16 protein-coding genes, 10 tRNA genes and 1 other RNA gene are annotated in these 22,232 nt (G+C 28.0%); all 27 read left to right on the forward strand.

Annotation, left to right across the window (positions count from 1 at the left end):
* Nucleotides 1-198: 198 nt before the first annotated feature.
* The 27 genes from smpB to eno all read left to right on the forward strand — a co-directional run bounded on the left by smpB (nt 199) and on the right by eno (nt 22,186).
* The gene (smpB, locus tag AAHM98_RS00705) at nt 199-639 is read left to right on the forward strand and encodes an SsrA-binding protein SmpB (protein WP_342276608.1); all 441 of its coding nucleotides are present in this window, start codon (nt 199-201) and stop codon (nt 637-639) included.
* 149 nt (nt 640-788) lie between these two features.
* Nucleotides 789-1,631, forward strand: coding sequence for a hypothetical protein (locus tag AAHM98_RS00710; protein ID WP_342276609.1), 843 nt, complete (start codon nt 789-791; stop codon nt 1,629-1,631).
* 328 nt (nt 1,632-1,959) lie between these two features.
* Nucleotides 1,960-2,377, forward strand: a transfer-messenger RNA (tmRNA) gene (gene ssrA / locus AAHM98_RS00715).
* A 143-nt stretch (nt 2,378-2,520) separates the two neighbouring features.
* Nucleotides 2,521-2,596 (forward strand) — tRNA-Cys (locus AAHM98_RS00720).
* 104 nt (nt 2,597-2,700) lie between these two features.
* Nucleotides 2,701-2,777, forward strand: a tRNA-Arg gene (locus AAHM98_RS00725).
* A 1-nt stretch (nt 2,778) separates the two neighbouring features.
* Nucleotides 2,779-2,855, forward strand: a tRNA-Pro gene (locus tag AAHM98_RS00730).
* Nucleotides 2,856-2,878: 23 nt separating this feature from the next.
* A tRNA-Ala gene (locus AAHM98_RS00735) sits at nt 2,879-2,954 on the forward strand.
* A gap of 23 nt (nt 2,955-2,977) precedes the next feature.
* Nucleotides 2,978-3,054: transfer RNA gene (locus tag AAHM98_RS00740), tRNA-Met, on the forward strand.
* 10 nt (nt 3,055-3,064) lie between these two features.
* Nucleotides 3,065-3,141 (forward strand) — tRNA-Ile (locus AAHM98_RS00745).
* Between the two features lie 22 nt (nt 3,142-3,163).
* A tRNA-Ser gene (locus AAHM98_RS00750) sits at nt 3,164-3,253 on the forward strand.
* Nucleotides 3,254-3,279: 26 nt separating this feature from the next.
* Nucleotides 3,280-3,354 (forward strand) — tRNA-Met (locus tag AAHM98_RS00755).
* 4 nt (nt 3,355-3,358) lie between these two features.
* Nucleotides 3,359-3,434, forward strand: a tRNA-Asp gene (locus AAHM98_RS00760).
* A 386-nt stretch (nt 3,435-3,820) separates the two neighbouring features.
* On the forward strand, nt 3,821-4,432 hold the full coding sequence (locus AAHM98_RS00765) for a hypothetical protein (RefSeq protein ID WP_342276610.1): 612 nt from the start codon (nt 3,821-3,823) through the stop codon (nt 4,430-4,432).
* A 16-nt stretch (nt 4,433-4,448) separates the two neighbouring features.
* Nucleotides 4,449-6,116 (forward strand): hypothetical protein, encoded by a 1,668-nt coding sequence (locus AAHM98_RS00770; protein WP_342276611.1) that lies wholly within the window; start codon nt 4,449-4,451, stop codon nt 6,114-6,116.
* Nucleotides 6,117-6,210: 94 nt separating this feature from the next.
* Nucleotides 6,211-6,831 (forward strand): hypothetical protein, encoded by a 621-nt coding sequence (locus tag AAHM98_RS00775; protein ID WP_342276612.1) that lies wholly within the window; start codon nt 6,211-6,213, stop codon nt 6,829-6,831.
* An 18-nt stretch (nt 6,832-6,849) separates the two neighbouring features.
* Nucleotides 6,850-8,388: an AAA family ATPase gene (locus AAHM98_RS00780; protein ID WP_342276613.1), complete on the forward strand. Its 1,539-nt coding sequence runs from the start codon at nt 6,850-6,852 to the stop codon at nt 8,386-8,388.
* A 14-nt stretch (nt 8,389-8,402) separates the two neighbouring features.
* Complete coding sequence (locus AAHM98_RS00785; RefSeq protein WP_342276614.1) at nt 8,403-9,887, forward strand: VWA domain-containing protein; 1,485 nt, start codon at nt 8,403-8,405, stop codon at nt 9,885-9,887.
* Nucleotides 9,888-10,092: 205 nt separating this feature from the next.
* Entirely contained in the window at nt 10,093-10,722 is a 630-nt protein-coding gene (locus AAHM98_RS00790; RefSeq protein WP_342276615.1) for a hypothetical protein, read from the forward strand.
* 660 nt (nt 10,723-11,382) lie between these two features.
* Nucleotides 11,383-11,457, forward strand: a tRNA-Phe gene (locus tag AAHM98_RS00795).
* A 145-nt stretch (nt 11,458-11,602) separates the two neighbouring features.
* Complete coding sequence (gene nagA, locus AAHM98_RS00800; RefSeq protein ID WP_342276616.1) at nt 11,603-12,793, forward strand: N-acetylglucosamine-6-phosphate deacetylase; 1,191 nt, start codon at nt 11,603-11,605, stop codon at nt 12,791-12,793.
* Nucleotides 12,794-12,816: 23 nt separating this feature from the next.
* Nucleotides 12,817-13,584 carry a glucosamine-6-phosphate deaminase gene (gene nagB / locus AAHM98_RS00805; protein ID WP_342276617.1) on the forward strand — a complete coding sequence of 256 codons (768 nt, stop codon included), beginning with the start codon at nt 12,817-12,819 and terminating at the stop codon, nt 13,582-13,584.
* 1 nt (nt 13,585) lies between these two features.
* Entirely contained in the window at nt 13,586-14,335 is a 750-nt protein-coding gene (gene tpiA / locus AAHM98_RS00810; RefSeq protein WP_342276618.1) for a triose-phosphate isomerase, read from the forward strand.
* Nucleotides 14,336-14,383: 48 nt separating this feature from the next.
* A complete protein-coding gene (locus AAHM98_RS00815) occupies nt 14,384-15,757 on the forward strand; it encodes a hypothetical protein (protein WP_342276619.1) in 1,374 nt (457 codons plus the stop codon).
* A gap of 16 nt (nt 15,758-15,773) precedes the next feature.
* Complete coding sequence (gene gpmI, locus AAHM98_RS00820) at nt 15,774-17,309, forward strand: 2,3-bisphosphoglycerate-independent phosphoglycerate mutase (RefSeq protein ID WP_342276620.1); 1,536 nt, start codon at nt 15,774-15,776, stop codon at nt 17,307-17,309.
* A gap of 156 nt (nt 17,310-17,465) precedes the next feature.
* Nucleotides 17,466-18,005, forward strand: a complete 540-nt coding sequence (locus tag AAHM98_RS00825) for a hypothetical protein (RefSeq protein WP_342276621.1) — start codon at nt 17,466-17,468, stop codon at nt 18,003-18,005.
* 36 nt (nt 18,006-18,041) lie between these two features.
* Entirely contained in the window at nt 18,042-20,705 is a 2,664-nt protein-coding gene (locus AAHM98_RS00830; RefSeq protein WP_342276622.1) for a hypothetical protein, read from the forward strand.
* Between the two features lie 170 nt (nt 20,706-20,875).
* Nucleotides 20,876-22,186, forward strand: coding sequence for a phosphopyruvate hydratase (gene eno / locus AAHM98_RS00835; RefSeq protein WP_342276623.1), 1,311 nt, complete (start codon nt 20,876-20,878; stop codon nt 22,184-22,186).
* Nucleotides 22,187-22,232 lie beyond the last annotated feature (46 nt).

Raw genomic sequence — 22,232 nt, forward strand, 5'->3', positions numbered from 1 at the left:
AACATATATTAATTTGTTTTTTTATTCTTATATAACAATTGTTAAACTAACAAATCTAACTGTTATTACGATTTTATTATAACATTTTATTTATAAAAAATAAAAAAAATATCATTTAGGAACGTATTGCAGTATTTTTTTTAGGGTTGTTATATAATTTATTTATAAAAAATAAAAAAAGAAATATTGGTGATACTTTTGAAAATTATTTCAAAAAATAAAAAAGCATATTTTAATTATGAATTATTGGAAAAAATAGAAGCAGGAATGGTTCTAACTGGTGCTGAAATTAAATCTATTCGATTAGGTGAAGTATCATTGCAAGATAGTTATGTTACATTCAGTAATAACGAAGCATATATTGTTAATATGAATGTTTCTACTTATAAGTTTAGTCGCATTTTTGTTGTAGAACCTTTAAGAAAAAGAAAATTACTTTTAAATGCTCGTGAAATTAAAAGATTACAACAAGAACAAAAATTAAAAAATTTAACTATTATTCCTATTATGGTATATTTAAATAGTGCAGGGCGTGCAAAATTAGAAATTGCTTTAGGGCGTGGTAAAAAACTCCATGATAAACGTGATGTGATTAAAAACCGTGAAGCACAAAGGGAAACTAAATATAAAAAAATATAATTAATTAGGGAATGAAGATTATGACATCAATAGTCCCGTATGCTATTATTATCGTTACATTAAGTATTTTATATAGAATTTTTCTTTTTAAATATAAAATTAAAAAAAGACAACTATTATTTATTGTTTATTATTTTTGTTTTTTTATAATGATAAATACTTTTCAATATGTCCGTACTGTTAATATTGATATCAACCAAGTAGTTTCCATTATTTTAGGAGTTATTATTTCATTAACGGTTATGATAGTAGCAATTCCTGCTACCTTTATTACTGGTAATTTAAGGAAACGAAAACTTTATATTTGATGGTCTCATTTTTGAATGTTTTTAAGCAGTATTTTATTTTTAATTATTCCTAGTGTTGGAACTTTAATTTTCCTTAATGTAGCAATAGGCATGTCGCTTGGTTCATTAAGTGTTCATGAGTTAATGTTTAATGAACAATATTTTTCAAAATCACATGCTTTTTTAACTTTTACTATGTTAAGTATTCCTCCTTTGTTATCTAGTTTACTAGTTAATGGCATTATTGGAACAGTTGTAATCGATGTTGATAATAATTTTAAACAAAGGATAATACTTGGTTTGGGTATTGGTTTTTTATGTATTTCTTTAATTTTAAGTTTTTTATTAAAAGAAATAAGACCATTTCAAGTTAAAAAAATTGTCATTTTAATTGTTATTGGCGTATCAATTTATAGTGTTTATTATTTAATGAATAATAATTATTTTAATTATAAGAACGATATGATTACTCATAATGAAACGTTGAAACCATATAGTTTACTAATAAATTATTTACCACAAGTAGTAGGTGCCTTTATTTTAGGTTGATGATTGTATTATTATTTTAATGCTCAATTCACATTAATAGTTAGTTTTTCTTTATGATTGTTAGGAATAGTTATTAATTATGCTAGCACTAATTTATATGCTCATATTATTAGTCTTGCGTTTGGCAGTACTAGTTTTGTTATAGTTCTGTTTTAGATTGAAATTACCGTCAAAGTTTACTATTAACTGCTATTTATTCAGTAATTATTACTATTGCAACCTTTAGTAATGATTTACTCATTAGTTATGTTAAATTTAATTCTGAATTATTTCATTTCAGTAATATTTTTAGTTTAGTTGTAATAGGATTATTAATTGTTACTACTGGTTTTACTCATAATTATTGATTAACTGAAAAATATGATAAATTAATTAAAATTAAAAAATTATTAAAGGACTATTAACGTGTCAAATGACACTTAAAATATAAATTTATATTATGTAAAAATCTTGATTTGTATACAAAATATAGTACAATATTAATGGGGATGTTCTGGTTTCGACAGGAGTTAACAACCTATTGTGGCAGTGGTCTGGTAGACCATAATACTACGAGGTTTCATAACCGGAAAACAAACTAAAACTGTAGTACCTGCAGATATTAAAGCTAAGTTAAATTCATTTAACTTTAACTCAGTAGGAAACCAAGCTGTTTTACCAGCTTAATTACTTTAACTAGTAAATACTACCGTTGGTAAGGGCAAGTTTATCATCATTACCAACGTATCATATGATAAACTAGGGAAAATGATGTTAATAAGTTTTCTTGAATTTTTATTAACTAACTATTTTTAAGTTCGTGTAATTTATTATTAATAGTGAATCTCTAAATTATACTAAACTGTAGATACAGTTGGTCAGTTGACTTTTGGACGCGGGTTCAATTCCCGCCATCTCCACCATTATATTAAAATGTACACGATAGTGCTTTTTTTTATGAAACAATTTAGTTTTTAGGACATTATTTATAATTATATTTCAAAACAAGTTGCAAATATAAATTAGTCTTGGTAATATTGAAAAGTCGTTAAACTTAATTGTATCTGGAGCCGTGGCCAAGTGGTTTAAGGCATAAGTCTGCAAAACTTTGATCGTCGGTTCGAATCCGATCGGCTCCTCCAAAAATTATTAATAATTTTTACAAATATACTTGTAAATATTACTTTTAATAAGTTATAATTGATTAGGTTTAAATGATTTATTTATAAACTTTGATAATTAAATTGCGCCTGTAGATCAATTGGATAGATCGTTTGACTACGGATCAAAAGGCTGTGGGTTCAAGTCCTGCCAGGCGCACCACCGGGATGTGGCTCAGCTTGGTAGAGCGCTCGGTTTGGGACCGAGAGGTCGCAGGTTCAAATCCTGTCATCCCGACCATTATTTATTATCAAAATTTTAATGGGTCCTTAGCTCATTTGGTAGAGCGCCTGCCTTGCACGCAGGAGGTGGTCGGTTCGATCCCGATAGGATCCACCATTTTATAAATTTAAACTTAAACTGGCGAGGTAGCTCAGTTGATTAGAGTGCTCGGTTCATACCCGAGAGGTCATGGGTTTGAGTCCCATCCCCGCTACCATTAATCACTTGGACCCTTAGCTTAGTTGGTTAAAGCTCCCGGCTCATAACCGGGTGACCATTGGTTCGAATCCGATAGGGTCCACCATTAGTTTAAAAAGCTAATAACTGGAGGCTTGCCAGAGCTCGGTTTAATGGAACAGTCTTGAAAACTGTCAATGCGCAAGCATTCGAGGGTTCGAATCCCTCAGCCTCCTCCATTATATTAAAAACAAAATATTTACATCGCGGAGTGGGGAAGTGGCATCCCGTCGGGCTCATAACCCGAAGACCATTGGTTCGAATCCAATCTCCGCAACCATATTGGTCTCGTGGTAAAGTGGTTAATACGCCTCCCTGTCACGGAGGAGATCGCGGGTTCGATCCCCGTCGAGACCGCCATTATTTTAAAAATAAATTGAATTTAAAAAACTAATCAATAATAATATCATTGATTAGTTTTTTAAATTCAATTTATAGAGTTTTTATAACTGTAGTTTACTAATGGCATCAGTTGGTGAGTTGGAGTGCAGTTTCATTTATTAGTGCTTACGCTTAGGGGTCAGCTTAGAATTAGATATTTAAAAACTTGACAAATATGGTTAATAAAGAAAAAAATTTCTAGTAATACCATATGCTTATTAATCTTCATTTAACTGTTTTATTTGATTTAGATTAGACCCTACGACCAACAAAAACTTTATTCAAACCTTCTAAATCAACTATCAACTTATATTCAAAAAATATAATATAATTAATAGTAAATATAGATAGTAGGTGAAGTTATTATGGACAAAATACCAATAGTGGAACCATTAACCAAAAGTAATGTTCTTGGTCAAAAACAATTGACTAAATTAAAACATAGCCCCTTACCAACTAATTTAGATTTAAATTTAACAAGAGTTTATTTTACTAGTAGCAGGGACTGTTATTCACGTCTTTTAATTTTAGTTGCTCATGTTTTTTGAATTGGTTTAATATTTTTTAATGGAATTGCCTTGGGACAATTAGTTGCTAATTTACCAGGTGTTCCTTCAATTCCTTGAATTCAAAAGGCTGTTTTACAAGTTGTCACTATGATTGTTACTGTTCTATTTGCTTTCATGATTTTGCTTATGATTTTACCAATATTCTTAGCAAAAACGATTAAAGGAATTACTTTAACCTGTGTTGTTTATTTAGCATTTGGTACCATTATTAATTTAATGATTATGGTTGTAAGTTTTTTTATGTTTTTTGATAGTGATAGTCCTTATCGACTTAGTATTATGGTCCTAACAATAAGTGGAATGGGTCTTTGATGAGTTGTTGTTGTTAATTGATGATTTAGTGCTAAGAAAAGAAAAAAGCGTTTAATACGAAGTATTATTAAGATGTATGATTTGGGATATAAATAAGGTGAGGTGATAGTTAATGAAACGTTCTAGAAAAAGGCAAGATGAAGATATCTGAGAAGAAATGAACAATTTAACTAAAAATGTAACAGGTAGTAAAGCATCTTATTTGCCAATTAGAACACATTGATTTATTGGTATTATTGCTACTATTTGTACTTTAATTGTATTAGGGAGTACTTTTTTGATTAGCCTTGCTATGCAAAGTGCTTTTAATATGGGTGAATTTAATTTTAAATTACCAGAAGAATCAATTGTGGTTGATATGAATAAACTTGATATGCATACTAGTGATAAGAGTTTACGTGTCCCTTATTTTGAAGAAGAAACTATTGAGCAAGTTTTAAAATTAGTAACTGATGATTCGTGATTAAAAAATTTTTTACCTGCTTCTGAAAATAAGTATGATTTTACTTTTTATCGTCAAGATGGTACTGAAGGGATTGATAGTAGTTTAGTGCAAACTGATGGTTTTGTGCATTGTAACTTAAAGATAAAATTAAAAAATTTACCAATTGAATTTGAGTTACCAGTTATTTCACAAATTACCAATACTGCTAAGTTTTATGAGAAGTTTATGATGTTTAATCAATATGAAGGACATTATAGTAGACACATATCAGGTACTATTCCAAATCCTGGTGGTCCTTGACCACCTAATTTACAAGAAAAAAGATATCAAGGTTATTTACCTAGTAGTATGTATTTTACTAATAATGTTACTAATTTTGAAGTTTATCAGAGTATTGAAGAGTCAATAACTAAGTTTACTGCCGATTATGCAGAAGAATTTGCCCCTAACACTCATCTTTTTCCAATTTTATCAACAATTCCTTTAGGGGATATTGATATAAATGATCCAGCATCATTTCCCCCATATTTCCAAATGATTAATACTCCGAATTTATGTTACATTGATATTGATAAACCTGGTACCCTTAATAAATATGTTAACTTACAAAATCTTCCTCGAATTGACCAACAAAATCCACGTCCTTTTTATATTAGCTATGTTTCTAACCCTGATGTGATTAATGATTTAATTGATTTACGACTAACAACTTCAGACGAGTTATTAATTAATTATTTCACCCATAATCCTATTGATTATATGCCTTTTAGTAATGTGCAAAAAGGAGAAGATGTCAATGATATTGAAATTCCATATACACCTTCACATACATTATATTCAAATTATATTGGGGCCCGTGGCAATGAATATAACGAACTAGTACATTATTTTGCTAATAGTAATTCAATAACTAATAATGTTGAAACTATTAGAGCTACTGATTATGCTAATATTGATGCGTTAACAACATTTTTAGAAACTGAGTATTGACAAAGTATGTTTGATTGATTAATAGGACACAAACCTTATTTTCGTTTAGTTTATCCTGTTCTTGCTGATTTTGGTGAACGTAATTGACAAACAGTTATTGGTCGTGGTGTTGATTCATTTAAACAATATTTTATTGATGTTTTAAATGTTACTGATCTGACATTAACCACTTTTACTTTTTTAGATAGTAATCATAATCCTCTTACTTTATTACCAACTAATTTAATAAACCCTGATGAAATTACAAATTTCCGTTTTGATGTTGGCCAAGATCTTGTAAGCAATCCTAATTTTGCTCCCGCCCCACATAGTTTTAGTTTTTTCTTTAATATTAACTGAACTTAGTAGAATATGTACTAATCTAAAAGTTTATATTCTTAATTCTTATTGTCAAAATAAGTTATAATATAGTTATTAAGGGATAAGGAGTGAAAAAATTATGATTAATGAAAAAGATAGTTTAAAAAATACTCCATTGGCAGATGTTGATAATAATATTTTAAGTTCTAATCAAAATAATAATTCATTTAAAGATATTGAAGAACAAAGGTTTACAACTTATAATCCTTTGTTAAGCAGTAGTATTAAATTTAAAAGAATGTATTGAAGTTCAACGTTAGAAATTATAGCTCGTTGTTTACTATTATTAGTTTCATGTTTCCATTTAGTTTTGTCCTACTTTTTAGCCAATAATATTATAAATCAAATTTTAGCCTCTAGTGGTAGTAGCATAAAACCTGATTATATTATTTATATTTTTTTAGTTATTACTTTAGGATTTAATTTTTTATTTTATTTACCATTGGCTATTGGTCGTTCTGCAAATTCTATGTTTGCATGATCAATTGTTTATATTGTTTTAGCAATTGCTTATTTCATTGTTTTAGAATTAATGTGTACACTATTGTTAGTGATTGATGGTTTAGTTAAAAAATCAGTATCAGCAGAAGTACCACTCTTTATGGTTATTGTGTTATTAATTACTGTTATATGATTAGTAGCATCTTGTATTTTAATTGTCAAAAGTGATGATGTTCGTCGAGAACTAAGTGTGGAATAATGGAAAGGGGAATTTTAAATGAGCACTAATAATGAACTTTCCAACCGAATTGAACAATTAATTAAAGTAATTAGTGCTGGTGTTTATGAAAAAGAAACAGTTTTTAAACTAGCAGTATTAGCATTGCTTTCAGGTGAATCAATATTTTTATTAGGACTACCAGGAATTGCTAAATCATTAATTTCACGAAGAATTAAATATGCGTTCCATAATGGTCGTAATTTTGAATATTTAATGAACCGTTTCTCAACTCCTGAAGAAATTTTTGGTCCTATTTCCATTAAAGACTTATTAAAAGGCCACTATGTACGAATTATTGATCAGTATTTACCTGCTGTTGATATTGCTTTTTTAGATGAAATTTGAAAGGCTGGTCCGTCGATTCAAAATACATTATTAACAATTATTAATGAAAAAATTTTTCGTAATGGTGGTGTTGACGTTAAAGTACCATTAAAATTATTAATTTCGGCCTCTAATGAATTACCAGAAAGTGGTAAAGGATTAGAAGCGTTGTTTGACCGCTTTATTATTAGAATGATTGTTCATGGCTTAACTAATGAAGAAAATTTTAATGATATGTTAGGTAGCGTTACTAGTTTAGAAGTAGATGTTCCTGTAAAATTACAAATTAAAACTCCTGAATATGTTAAATGATTAAAGGAACTTGAAACAACAGTTACTTTGAGTAAAGACACTTTAAACTTTATTTCTCGCTTCCGTGTGCGTCTTACAGAAGCAACAGATGGTAAAGCTTATATTTCTGATCGAAGATGAAAAAAAATTGCCAAATTAATAAAAGCATCAGCTTATTATAATGGTCGTCAAACTACCGATAAACCTGACCTACTAGTTATTCCTTATTGTATTTGAGATGACGAAGAGCAAGAACAAAGTTATACTAAGTTATTTAATGAAGCATATACACAGGAACTAACTTATACTTTACGTAAAAAACAAGAGGAGTTAGAAAGTGAACTTGAAACATTAGGTAACAATTCGGAAAATATTAAAGATAGTCAAATTCAACCCTCATTGTATAGGAATCCATTTGGAGGTGCTATTAAAGGGAATTACTATCGTTTACTATGACATACTGATGAGTTTCCAATTTGTTTTATTAATCAAAAAGAATATCAAAATCTAGCGCGTCGTAATAAAAAACCACATACTATTACTTTATTTTACGGTAAGAGTTTAAGTAAATTAGACGGCAATAGTAAAATGGAAGTGCAATTAAAAGCACCTAATGAAATAGTTAGTATTAAAAATCATACTACTATTCAAGTAGAATTAAATGATGCTGACGGTAAATCACAAATTGGTAATATTAATAGTCAAATGACGGAATTAAAAATTCAACTTGCCAGTTTAAAACAACAATTCCAAAATGAACAGCAACGTTTGAATACAATTTCATCAATTTTTTTTGATGAACAATTTAAAGTTTTATTAGAAACTGCATTTTTTGAACAATTACCACCCGTTCCTGAATCGACAATTGTCAATGATGATGCTATTATAATTCCCCAACCTGATAATCTTCAAAATCAATAAGGCGGTGATTTTATATGGAACAATTAATTGAAACGCAAGTTTCTAAAAAAATGGTATCCAAATTAAATAGTTTAGCTTTATCAGAAACTAATTTAAGTAATTTCAATTGATTTAAAAAACATTTTTCGTGATTAGCCAAAGAATTTGATGACCAAATTAGTAATTTTTATTTAAATGAAGTATTATCAGCAACAAAAAATGTTCCTATTAGCCCTGTTATTAAACAAGAAATCCGTTTATTTTTTTGAGTTAAAGTTAATGCTTTAACACGATTAAAAAATAATTGAGAAGAAATATTTGTTAAAGCTAAAAATGTTAACTCTAGTATCATTAATTATTTTCATTATTATCAAGATAAATTTCAAGACCGTAAAACTAATGGAAATTTAGTCTTTAATGATTTTACTATGCGTTGGGAAAGTTTAATTATTGAACGTATAATTAATTATAAGTTGTTTGAAACCACGCAAATGCGACAAAAATATTTAACGATGTGAGGAAATAATATTAAAATTATTAATGAAACACGTAATCTAATTGGTTTTGCTTGAAACTTTTTTGGTCGATTTTGAGAAGGCAATGTAAATGATTTTAAAAAAATTAATTTAAATACTTTAATTCAATATGGCGAAATTCTAAAACAAAATCCTGCTATTATTGAAATAGCTCGTATGCTAGGTCGCTGAAAAGGAACCTCTAGTTTAATTGAAAAACAAGTTCATGAAAAAATTAAAATTGAGTATGAAATGAAACCATTAGGTAAATGACCAGAAGAAGTAGTGGGAATTACTGAAGGAAAAGATTTAGAACATTTATTACCTTTGGAGTTAGTTAATTTAGCTATTCCGGAATTAAATGCTATTTTTTATAAAAAATTTACTGAAGAAAAATTGTCAATTACCGAATTTGAATCAATGGATTTAGTGGCAACAGAACATATTGTTGAAGAAATAGTAGAAGTATCGCTTCCTGAAAGCCAAGGATCATTTATTTTATGTATTGATACATCAAAATCCATGGCCAATAGTCCAGAAATTATAGCTAAGTCAATTGCTTTAGCTATTACTAAAATTGCTTTATTAGATAAAAGACCATGTTATATGATTAATTTTTCTGGAATATTTGAAACTTATGATTTATCAAGTGTGGCATCATCAATTCCTAATTTAATTCACTTTTTAGGTCATAGTTTTAAAGGTCATACTAATATTAATCCTGCTTTTAGTCATGCTTTAACAGTTATGCAGAGCAAAGAATACCATAATGCTGATTTATTATTAATATCTGATTTTTTAAGTGCTAATATTAGTAATAATAATCTTAATATAATGCAAAGTTTAAAAGGTAAAGGCAATCGCTTTCACGCTATTAATATTGCTTCGTCAATGTTAAATAATAATTGAAAAAAATATTTTACTAACTATTGATATTATGATCCCCGAGACCCTTTTGCTGCGCGAAAAATTGCCTTAAATTTATCGCAAAATAAATCAAGATAAAAAATAATCTGGTAGATTAAATAAAAGTTTTTCTTGTTCGTACCTTAACAAAGGTAGATTCCTGAGCTAAAAATGAGAAGAAAAAATAACTTTAATTTTAAAAAATGAAAGTTATAATAAATTTCATTATAGGAGAAATATATTAGTAATTTTTATTTATTAATGGTAAAATGTTAGTAAATAAAAATTTTTTGAAAGTTATATTATGAAAACATTTGGTTCAATTTTAAGCAAAGTATTAATAATTATTGCGACATTGGTAGTAACTATTAGTTTAGCTATTTTTCCTTTATTCAGTTGAGGCTTATCTTTGAAAAATAATATTGCCGTTATTATTACTTTACTAGTTAATCAAAATCCATTAACTAGTGACTTGTATAAACAATTAATGGAAAGTAGTAATAGTATTACTGCTTACTTAGCAGGTGGGTTAATATTATTTAATTTAACATATTTAGTATTTCTAGTATTTGTTAAAAAACCGTTTATTAAAGCTTTAATCGCAATATATATGTTTTTAATGACATTAGTGTTAGTAGGTTTTCTTTTAATTATTTATAATGTATTTAATTTAACATATTTTCAAACAATTCCATTTAATAATTTATGAACCATTCCTCTTGCTTGCTTAGGTTTAAGTTTTTTAACTATTTTTTGATATGGGTTACGAAATTTATGAGTTAATCCAAGGACATTAGTAAATAATCAGTCATTAACAAATTTTTCAGAAAACAATGAAGAACAAGTTAGTTATGAAGATTTACAAAATCAACTTAAACAATTCAAATCTCAATTAAAAGAAGTAAGGAAAGTTAAGCGATGAAAAAACAAATAAGATTTTTGTCTCTGTTTATGTGATAAAATTTTATTTGTACATAATAGTATAAAAGCCTTGTATATTTTATAAATTAATTAAATCATAAAACGATTGGAAGTATTTTATGTCTAAATATTTTACCTTGGCAAGCATTAATCCATTGCAAGATACCATTGTTTACAATAATGCTATTAAACGTTCTGTAGATGCAGGAGTCATTTCTATAATTCCTGATTATTCAAAATTGCCGAAGGTAAAATTTCCAAAGATATTGATGAAATAAAAGAAAAGATGAATTCACAAAAAATATTTAAAGATTTAATTTATCTAAGCACAAAATGAATTCAAGTTTAAAGGAGAAACTAAATATGGCAAAACATAAAAAAATGATCATCAAATTTCTTTATCACAAAAAACAACTAAAACTTTTGATTTAGACCAATTGTTTGAACATGGTACAGAAGTTAATAAGAATAATCGTTTTATTCAAGAATTAGCAAAAAGATTATTTATCAACTAATCTTTTTGCTAATATAACTATTTAATTATCAACATTAGTATTTTTTAAAACTCCTGAATTGTAAATATCTAAGAAACGTTTTTTTAAAATAATTGAAATTTATCCACTAACCCCTTGTTATTTATTGGTTTTATATGCTATTATTGTATAGGTATAATGGCTCGGTAGCTCAGGGGTAGAGCATTCGCCTGAAGAGCGAAGTGTCAGTGGTTCAAATCCGCTTCGGGCCACCATTAAAAAACAAATTAAGTAGGCAATATGCCTTTTTTTAATATTTTTTTGCACAACTAGGTTTAAATTAAAATTTTAGGTATAATAACATTAATAAATAAAAAAGCTTTAATGATTGATTATTTAATTCAAGAGAGAAGGATATTAATGACTAAAATTTTAGTTTTAACCAATGCCAAAATAGTTAGTACTAACAGCATTATTGAAAATGGGTTTCTAGTGATTAAAAATAATTTAATTACAGAAATTAAGCCAGGAAAATATGAAAAAAACTACAATGAAACTAAAGTTATTGATTGTCAAAACCAAACAATAATTCCTGGTTTTATTGATTGTCATGTCCATGGTGGTTATGGTTACAGTTTTATGGATGGTACAATTGAATCAATTGCAAACTTTGCTCAATTAGTTCCCCAAGAAGGAGTAACTAAGTTTTGTTATGCAACTGTTACTGCAAGTACCAAAGAGATTGATAAAATTTTATTAGCATTTGCTCAATATATGAAAACCGAAAATAGTAGTACCAATAAGGCGCGAATTGTTGGTGCTTACTTTGAAGGTCCATTTATTTCACATGAACAAAAAGGTGCCCATACTGAATCTTTAATTCATATCCCTGATACTAAATTAGTAGCAACATGAAATAAAATTAGTAATAATAATATTAAATTTGTTGTATACGCACCTGAACTAGACCCTAATTTTAATAATAAAAAAAATTTTACAAGTACATTAATTGCTAATAATATTATTCCGACATTAGGTCATAGTAATGCTAATTTTCAACAAGTTACCCAAGCAGTCAAACAAGGTTTAACTCATGTTACCCATCTTTACAATGGTATGAGTAGATATGACCATCGTAATCCTGGTGTTGTTCCAGCAGCACTTTATTATGATGAAATAGTAGCAGAATTAATTTGTGATGGCATTCATGTGAATCTTGATATTGTTGCGTTAACTTATAAGATTAAAGGTGCTAATAAGATTTGTATGATTACTGATGCTATGAGTGCCAAAGGCTTAGCTGATGGTGATTATTTCCTAGGTCCATTACCAGTAATTAAAAAAGGTAATCAAGTAGTAGTTAAAAGTACTGGTAAATTAGCTGGTAGTCTTGCTACCATGATTGCTGGATTTAAAAACTTATTACGAGTAACTAACAATAATTGACAAGATTGTGTTAAAATGGCTTCGTATAATAGCGCAAAGCAGTTAGGCATAGATAGTATTACTGGTGATTTAGTTGTTGGATTATTAGCAGATATTGTGGTGCTTAATAAAAATAATGATATTTTATTAACGATTTGTGAAGGAAATATTGTTTATCAAAGTTAATAAGATTTGGGGAGGTACGAGCAATGAAATTAGTTGTGTTTGAAACAAAAAGTGAGATTGCTAAGTTAGTAAGTACGATTATTATTGAAACAATTAAAGAAAATCATAAATTAGTTTTAGGTTTAGCAACAGGCAGTAGCCCGATAGAAACTTATGATTTATTGATTAAAGATTATCAAGAGAATCATACTGATTGGTCACAAGTTACCACTTTTAATTTAGATGAATACGTTGGATTAGCACCAGAGCATAAAAAAAGTTATCGTTATTTTATGAATGAACAATTATTTAACAAAATTAACATTAAAAAGGAAAATACGTATGTTCCTAATGGATTAGGTAATGTGACAGAGAGTGCACAAGCATATGAAAAATTACTAGATGAAAAAGGACCTATTAATTTACAAATTTTAGGAATTGGCACTAATGGACATATCGCTTTTAATGAACCAGGGACACTTGGAGATACTAAAACCCATGTCGTTAATTTAACCAAAGCAACTATTGAAGTTAATAAAAGATTTTTTGCTAGTGCCAAAGATGTTCCAACTAAAGCAATAACCATGGGAGTTGATACCATTTTACAAGCTCAAGCTATTGTCTTAATTGCTGATGGAGAAGCGAAAGCGAAAGCCATTTATGAATTAGTCCATGGTAAAATTACACCTGATTATCCTTGCAGTTACTTACAAGCCCATGACAACGTCATGATAATTATTGATAGTGCTGCAGCTTCATTATTAAAATCATCAACTATCCGATATCCGACCAAAAAACTAAGGAGTGAATAAAATGAGTCGTAAACATATTATTATTGGAAATTGAAAAATGTATAAAAACATGGAAGATACAAAAATCTTTCTTAATCAATTTAGTAAGTTAATTAAAGGTAAAGTAATTAAATGTGATTATGGTATTGCTGCTAGTTATACTAACTTACCAGTATTAAAATTAAATCAGTTTCATAATTTAATTATTGCTGCCCAAAATTGTCATTATGAACCTGAAGGTGCCTTTACTGGTGAAGTTTCAATTAAGATGTTAAAAGATATTAATGTTAGTCACGTTGTGATTGGTCATTCTGAACGTAGAATGTATTTTACTGAAACAAACGAAGCCATTAATAAAAAATTACATGCCTTATTTAATGCTAATATGATTCCAGTTTTATGTTGTGGTGAAAGTGATAGTGAATATGAAGCAAAAAAAACTAATGATATTATTAAAAATCAAATATTATTAGCGTTAGCTGGTATTAAATCTCAACATGTTACTAAATTAATAATTGCTTATGAACCAATTTGAGCTATTGGCACTGGTAAGACAGCATCTGCTGTTGAAGCACAAACAGTTTGCAAAATGATTCGCGATTATATTACTGAATTATATGATGAAAATACTGCGCAAAAAGTTCGCATTCAATATGGTGGTTCAGTAAAACCTGAAAATATTAAATCATTCCTTGAGCAACCTGATATTGATGGTGCCTTAGTAGGTGGTGCTTCATTACAAGCAGAATCATTTTTAGGATTATTAGTTTAACTTTATTTAAAATATTGTCAATTTTATTAAAATAAGGAGAAACTTATCATGAATTTATCAACTACAAAAATTGCTGCTATGTGGGAAAAATTAGAAAAGGAAATTAAGTATTATAGTTTTTCTCATACTATTTTTATTAACCACTTTACCACTAGAACCAAAATTTTATTTTTACTTACTAAAAATGGTGAAGCTACTATGCAACTAGAGCATATTGGTTTTATCATTTGTTCCAAGACTATTTTTCAAGCTCAAAGTGATAGTACTATTAGTGACCAAGGTGTTATTACTAACGATTATTTTGTGGGTGAAGTAATTGATGTTAATAATACTTTATTGCCAGGGGTGTACATACATTTAGTAAAAGTGATTAGTGGGCCGATTGTTATTAATGATATTCCTTTACAATTATTACTAGATGAAGACCGCCATAAAGGAATTGTTAACAATACTTTAGGTTCAAAATTATTTGGTACTGTATTAAATAAAAACTTACGAACTAAAAGCCAATTTAATAGTACGATTGATAATCAAAAATTTGTGATTACTAGCAAAATTCTTAAGATTAAAAAACGACAAATTCTAAGTTGTGAAGAAGAAATTAATAATTTATTAAACCAACAACTACCATTTCTACAGTTATTATCTTTACAAACTACTAATAACGGTAAATATCGATTTCTAAAAGCATTAACACAAATGGAGTTAATGCACTTAAATAATTTACAACACTTAGCAGTTACTAATATTATGTTAAAACACAAACAGTTAGTAGTCACTGTTATGTCAGGCACAAGCGAAGATATTGAAAAATGATTCAACGAAACTAAAAAACCTATTATTAACGGTATTAATGTTCTCAATAAAAAAATTAAACTAATTAATCAACCTGATATTATTAAGCCTGTAACTATTGCTAACAATATTACAAACTATCAAAATTTATTTCAATTACAGTTAGTTTATAAAAGATTAAAAGTCCAATTTTGTAATTGAAGAAAAGTTTCACAACCTTTTTTAGAATCGCAAATTGATAATATGGCTTATGGCTATTATTCAGAAGCCATAGATAATTTCAAAGTTGTTCACTATTCTTTTAATAATGATTTGCTAGATGATAATTTAATGGAATTTAAAGGTCGAAAGTTATTAGCAGATGCTAATAATACTATTTTATTCCTAACTAATAATATTATCGATAATCCTAGTATGATTATTTTAATGAGTAATAATATTAGTAGTAATTCACGAGTAAAAACAATTATTAGTAAAATATCTAAACTACCATTAACTAAACTAAAAATTAAACATGATATTATTATTTTCAGTACTAGCAACTATCAAACTATCACTAATGTTATTAGTGAAATTATTTCTGTTTTCAAGTCAGAAAACTTTAAATATATACGACAATTAAAATAAACTCCGAGGTGAAATTATGAAGACAAAACAACCAATCTTACTATGTATTTTAGATGGTTTCGGAATCGCTAAAACCAACCCTAATAACGCTATTAGTCAAGCTAAAACTCCTAATCTCGACTATTTAAATAAAACTTATGCCCATACTGAAGTATTTGCTTCTGGATTAGCTGTTGGTTTACCAGAAGGACAGATGGGTAACTCTGAAGTTGGTCATTTACAAATTGGCGCAGGAAGAGTAGTTTATCAATCTTTAACTTTAATTAATAAAGCCATTAGTGATAAAACTTTTTTTGCTAATGAAACAATTTTAAAAGCCATTAAACATGCCCAAAGTAATAATAGTAGTTTACATATTTTGGGATTATTAAGCGATGGTGGTGTTCATTCCCACATTAATCATATATTAGCGTTATTAGAAATTGCTGCTAAAGCAAACTTTAAAAATGTTTATGTCCATGCTATTCTTGATGGTCGCGATACTAAAAGTGATGTTGCTAAAATCTATGTCCAACAATTATTAGATAAAATGGCAAAATTAAAAACCGGAAATTTAGCTTCTATTTCTGGGCGTTACTATGCTATGGACCGTGATAAAAGATGAGACCGCGCCCAAATTGCCTATGATGTTATGGTTAACCATAAAGGTATTACTTTTTCTGACCCCATTGCTTATATCAATAGTGAATATGCTGCTGACAGAAATGATGAATTCATTAATCCAGCTTACAATCCTTTGTTTGCTCATGGGAAAATTAGTGATAATGATAGTATTATTTTTGCTAACTTCCGTCCTGACCGGGCTATTCAATTAGCATCAGCTTTGACTAATCCCAAATATGATTGAAATGTTGTTAATAAAATTCCATCTTTAAAAAATACATTTTTTATTTCGATGATGGAATATGCTGATAGCGTTAAAAAGCAAGGAGTTATTTTTCCACCAACTCCTATGACTGATGTCTTAGGAGAATGATTAAGCAAACATCAATATCACCAATTACGAATTGCGGAAACGGAAAAATATGCTCATGTTACTTACTTCTTTGATGGTGGTGTCGATATTGAATATTCTTTATCAACAAGAATTTTAATACCTTCACCCAAAGTTGCTACTTATGATTTAAAGCCAGAAATGAGTGCTCGTGAAATTACAAGGAGATTAGAAAGTGAAATTGCTAAAAATATTTATGATGTTATGGTCTTAAACTTTGCTAATCCTGATATGGTCGGGCATACTGGTGATTTAAAAGCAGCGATTACTGCGATTGAAGTTGTTGACGAATGTATTGGTAAACTATATACTGCTATGAAAAATGTTAATGGTATTTTAATGATTATTGCTGACCATGGAAATGCTGAAATTATGATTGATGTGCAGGGGGCTATTAATAAAAAACATACATCACAACCTGTTCCCTTTATTATTTGTGAATCAGGCATTAAATTAAAATCATCAGGATGTTTGGCCGATATTGCCCCAACGTTACTAGAAATTTTAGGATTAGAAAAACCTGAAGTAATGACTAATCAGTCTTTATTAAAAAAATAAGTGTTTTTAATAGTAAATCAATTGTATTAAAAAATAAAAGGATTATAATGAATACATAAAATTAAATATAGTGTTTTCCCCTTTTATTTTTTTAAATAAATAAGAGGGGGTTTATTATTATTTTAATAAAATTAACTTTTGAAATGAGGATAAAATATGCCTGAAGAAACAAATGAAAATGGACGCGCTGATTGAGTGAATAATATTGCTAATGGTAGTTCACAATCACCAGTTGCTAAAAAAGAAGAAAATAATAATTTTACATATCTAATCCAAGTAATAGATGGTTCATATAAAGTAACTAAAGATAATATCAAATTTAGTTTTGATAAAAAATCAAATCCTGCCTTAACAGAGGATATGGATAATTTTTTTAAAAAAATTAAAGAAAATTTTAACTCCAAAGAAACTAACCAAATTGATATTTATATTATTCTGGATAAAGATAAAAAAATTATTGAGTGTCAAGTAGAAATAAACAAAAATGGTAAGAAAGAAAAATTTGAATTAGATGATGGAACAAGAAAACAGTTACAACAATGTTTAGGTTCTTTAAAACAAAAGACTATTAATAAACAAAATGAAAATCAAACTACTAAATCAAACAAGGAATGTTTTTCTGCCAATGATGTTAATAGTCAAAATATACCAGAACCAACAGGTAGAGACACAAGAACATTAACCCCGAGTAGTTAGTTAAATTTAATATAAATATGAAAAGGAGATATAAAAATGCCAATAAGAAACGAAGAATATTGAGATGAACTACAGAGTTTTCTTGCTAATTTCGAAGATTTTAAATCAGTAATTCAAAATGTCATTACTAGTAATGAAAAAAAAATTGAAGAAGTTGAAACTAAAATTAAAAAGGAAACCTTAGAATTTATTGAAAAAGCAAAAAGTATTGAAAATGATATTAATACATTGGTATATAATAAACAATTAGGATATATCAAGTATGAGCATAAAGGTATTTGAAGCACCACCATTATTGATGAAAAAACAGAAGTAGATAAACAAAAACAAAAAGATACAAGGTTGTTTAAAGAAACAAGCGAAATACTAGATAATTTTGCAAAACTAAAAGACATTACGAAAGATACTATTGATGCAAAGTATAATAATGTAGTTGAAGAATATGTTAAATCTATTATAGATATTAATTCACAAGTAGCATTAGAACATAAAAAAAATACTAGAATAAGAAACGGTAATTTTTTAAATGGTTTAAATACTATAAATGAAGGAGTCAAAACTAGAAAAGAAACATTACAAAAAGATGTTGATGATTTTATTAATGTTTCTGAAAAAACAGTTGCAGAAATACAAAAATATATTTTGGATAAAACAGAAGTATTTATAGACTGACTAAAAACTGAAGATTTAGAGCAAAAAATAACTGCTATTGATAATGGAAATTTACTGAAGTACAAAGTTGTCGTAGATGGTAGTAATGTATCAGTTCAAAAGCAAAAAGACCAAAAAAATTATCAAACATTAAAAAAATTTTATGAAGATCTTGTTAAAGGTACTGAGCAATTAAAATTTGATTATGAAGAAGATTTGAATAATAGTATGCATGATATTTCTGATAAATCTCCTAAAGAAATTAGTAAAATTAATGTACAATCTTTTCTTAATAAATCAATAATTTCGGCAGTGCAAAAAAACAAAATAATGAACAAACTTCGTTCAGAATTAGAGAATAAAAAAGAAGATACTCTAGACAAAAATATTAGACCTTACTTTGAAAAAATAGAAAATTATATTGCTAAACCATATAATGAACATTTAAAAAAATATCATTATTTAACTAATACAATTGATTCAGAGTTTCAAAAAGAATATGAGTTACTAAAATCACTACCAGATAATTATACAAAATTAAAAGAGATTAATGATAAATATAAAAGAAATCGAAAAGAAGCATTTGATAATTTTCAAGAAGAGATTAGTAAGTCATTACCAAATATTGATTTTCTTTTAAATCCTAATAATGAATTAGAAGTATATAAACAAGCTATGCTTTTAAATAAAGATATAACTTCTGAAGAGAGACAAAAATTTCTTGCAACTATCAACAAATTAACTGAAATTAAGTTAAAAATTAAGTCTGACCAAAAGGAAGATAGTGCAATTCAAAATCGAGAAACTCCTATATATGATGCAATTGATGAAGTTGAATTTATTAGAAGAAAGACTATACTTAAAAATATATATGATAGTCCTATAAAAATAGACAATGATGGTACAGCATATGATGATAATGGAGACGTAATTGATGAAGAAATTATTAAATCTTTAGTTTATTTAGAAGAAAATTTAAAACTTGACAATGAACGTACTAAACTTGATAGTTCTATTGATGAATGATTCGAAAATATTAACCAAATTAAATCAGCCAAAGCTAAAATTAAAAACTGAAACACTTATAAAATTATAACAGCAAGAAATCAAAATTTTTCTCCTTTTAATGAAGAAAAGTTTAAACCTATTGGTAAAGAACGAGTTGAAGATTTAAAAATTTTTAAGAGTCCATTATCAAATCGAAGAGCACAACAATGAATGGTTAATGGAGTGCGAAAACAAGCATTCCGAGATTTATTATTGATTACTAAGACTGAAAAATATCGTTTTAGTAAAACTATTGATGAATTAGAAACTTCACAAAGTAAAAGCAGACTATGAAAATTCTTTAATTCATTAAAAACAGGTTTCAAATGATTTGGTAAAATAACAGGTATTAGTAAACGTTCAAAACTTTTAGCGCCTTTCTTATTAATAGTTAGCCCTTTTACTACTTTACCATTTGCAGCAATAAAAAGCACCTATCATCAAATAAGACAATCATCAAAACCAAATATTTATTTAGAACGTGATACTAAGAGAATTAAAGAATTAAAAGAACAATTAGATGAAAAATGCCAAAAAATAAAAATTAAATATGCAAAAAAAATGGCAAAACCTGATTCTAAAAGAAGTTTTTTTAATGTTGGAAAGCCTGATTCACAATATTTAGAAGCAGCTAAACGAGAAATTACTGTTGCTAAAGCAGAGTTTAAGGTAGCAGTTGCAAAAATAACTGTGCATTATGAAAAATGAGCAAAAAAACAAGATACTATTTATGGAGAAAATGGTAGAGCTAATAAAAAAATAGAAGCAGTTGAGATGTTCTTTAGTGAATTAGAAGATGCTCAAACTCCAAGTGATGCTTATGAAAAATTGAATGATGTTACAACTTTAAATCAAGCTGTATCTAAAAGAATAGGTGAAATAGACTATCCAAAAGAAGATTTACCAAAAAATATGAAAAACCTAATAAATGACTCTGGTATAATAACAGATGAAAATAGAAATAAACTTATTAATACTGATTGAAGCGTACACTTATCATAAATGACTTATTATTTTCGATAGGTAACAATTTCTTGAATCATAATTATATAGACATGCAATATCATTAAAATCAAAGCACAAATAAAAAATATTTGTGCTTTTTTAATTATAAACACCGTTTTTCTGTATAATAAATATTGAAGTATACAAAAAGAAAGAAGGAATGAATAATGTCATGTATTAATGATATTAGAGCATTACAAGTAATTGACTCACGTGGAAACCCAACTATTCAAGTAGAATGTTGAACCGAAGACGGTGGCTATGGAATTGCCTTAGTACCATCAGGTGCTTCAACTGGAACGCGCGAAGCACTAGAACTACGCGATGGTGACGCTAAAGTCTACGGGAAAAAAGGTGTTTTAAAAGCAATTAAAAACATTAATGAAATCATTGCTGATGAAATCATTGGTTTAGAAGTAACTAGTCAAAGACAAATTGACCAAACTATGATTAAATTAGACGGTACTGCTAATAAAGAAAAACTAGGAGCTAATGCTATCTTAGGTGTTTCACTAGCTGTCGCTAAAGCTGCTGCTGATGAATTAGGTCAACCACTATATACATACTTAGGTGGACCAAATGCTTGTCAACTACCATTACCAATGTTAAACGTAATTAATGGTGGTGCCCATGCCGATAATAATATTGACTTCCAAGAATTTTTAATTATGCCAGTAGGTGCCAAAACTTTCTCAAAAGCGATTCAAATGGCAGCTGAAACTTTTCATGCTTTAAAAGATATTTTAAAAGCTAAAGGATATGTTACTGCTGTTGGTGATGAAGGTGGATTTGCTCCTAACTTAAAATCAACCGAAGAAGCATTAGACTTAATTATGGAAGCTATAAAAAAAGCTGGATATACACCTGCTAAAGATATGAAAATTGCTATGGACTGTGCTTCATCTGAAATTTACAAAAATGGTAAATATGTTTTTGGTAACAAAGATGGAAAATCAAAAGCTACTGAAAAATTATTAACTTCCCAACAACTAGTTGATTACTTAGTTGGTTTAACTAAGAAGTACCCAATTGTTTCGATCGAAGATGGCTTAGCAGAAGGTGACTGAGATGGATTTAAACTACTATTAGAAAAATCAGAAGGTAAATTTCAAGTTGTGGGTGATGACTTATTTGTTACTAACCCAAAAATTATTAAAGAAGGAATTACTAAAAATGTTGCTAATTCAGTATTAATTAAATTAAACCAAATCGGAACATTTACTGAAACTATTGAAGCAATTCAAATGTGTCAAAAAGCTGGTTGAACTGCTGTTGTTTCTCACCGTTCAGGCGAAACTGAAGATACAACAATTGCTGATTTAGCTGTTGCCTTCAACACTGGACAAATTAAAACTGGTTCAATGTCAAGAACTGACCGTGTTGCTAAGTACAACCGTTTATTAACAATCGAAGCAGATCTTGAAGATCAAGCAGTATTCTTAGGCAATGATGCTTTCTATAACATCAATAAAAAATAATTAATTATTATTTGTTTTTAATCAACTTTCAAATCATAATCGTATA

The sequence above is a fragment of the Spiroplasma endosymbiont of Nebria brevicollis genome, assembly GCF_964030895.1.
Classification (GTDB): Bacteria; Bacillota_I; Bacilli_A; order Mycoplasmatales; family VBWQ01; genus Spiroplasma_E.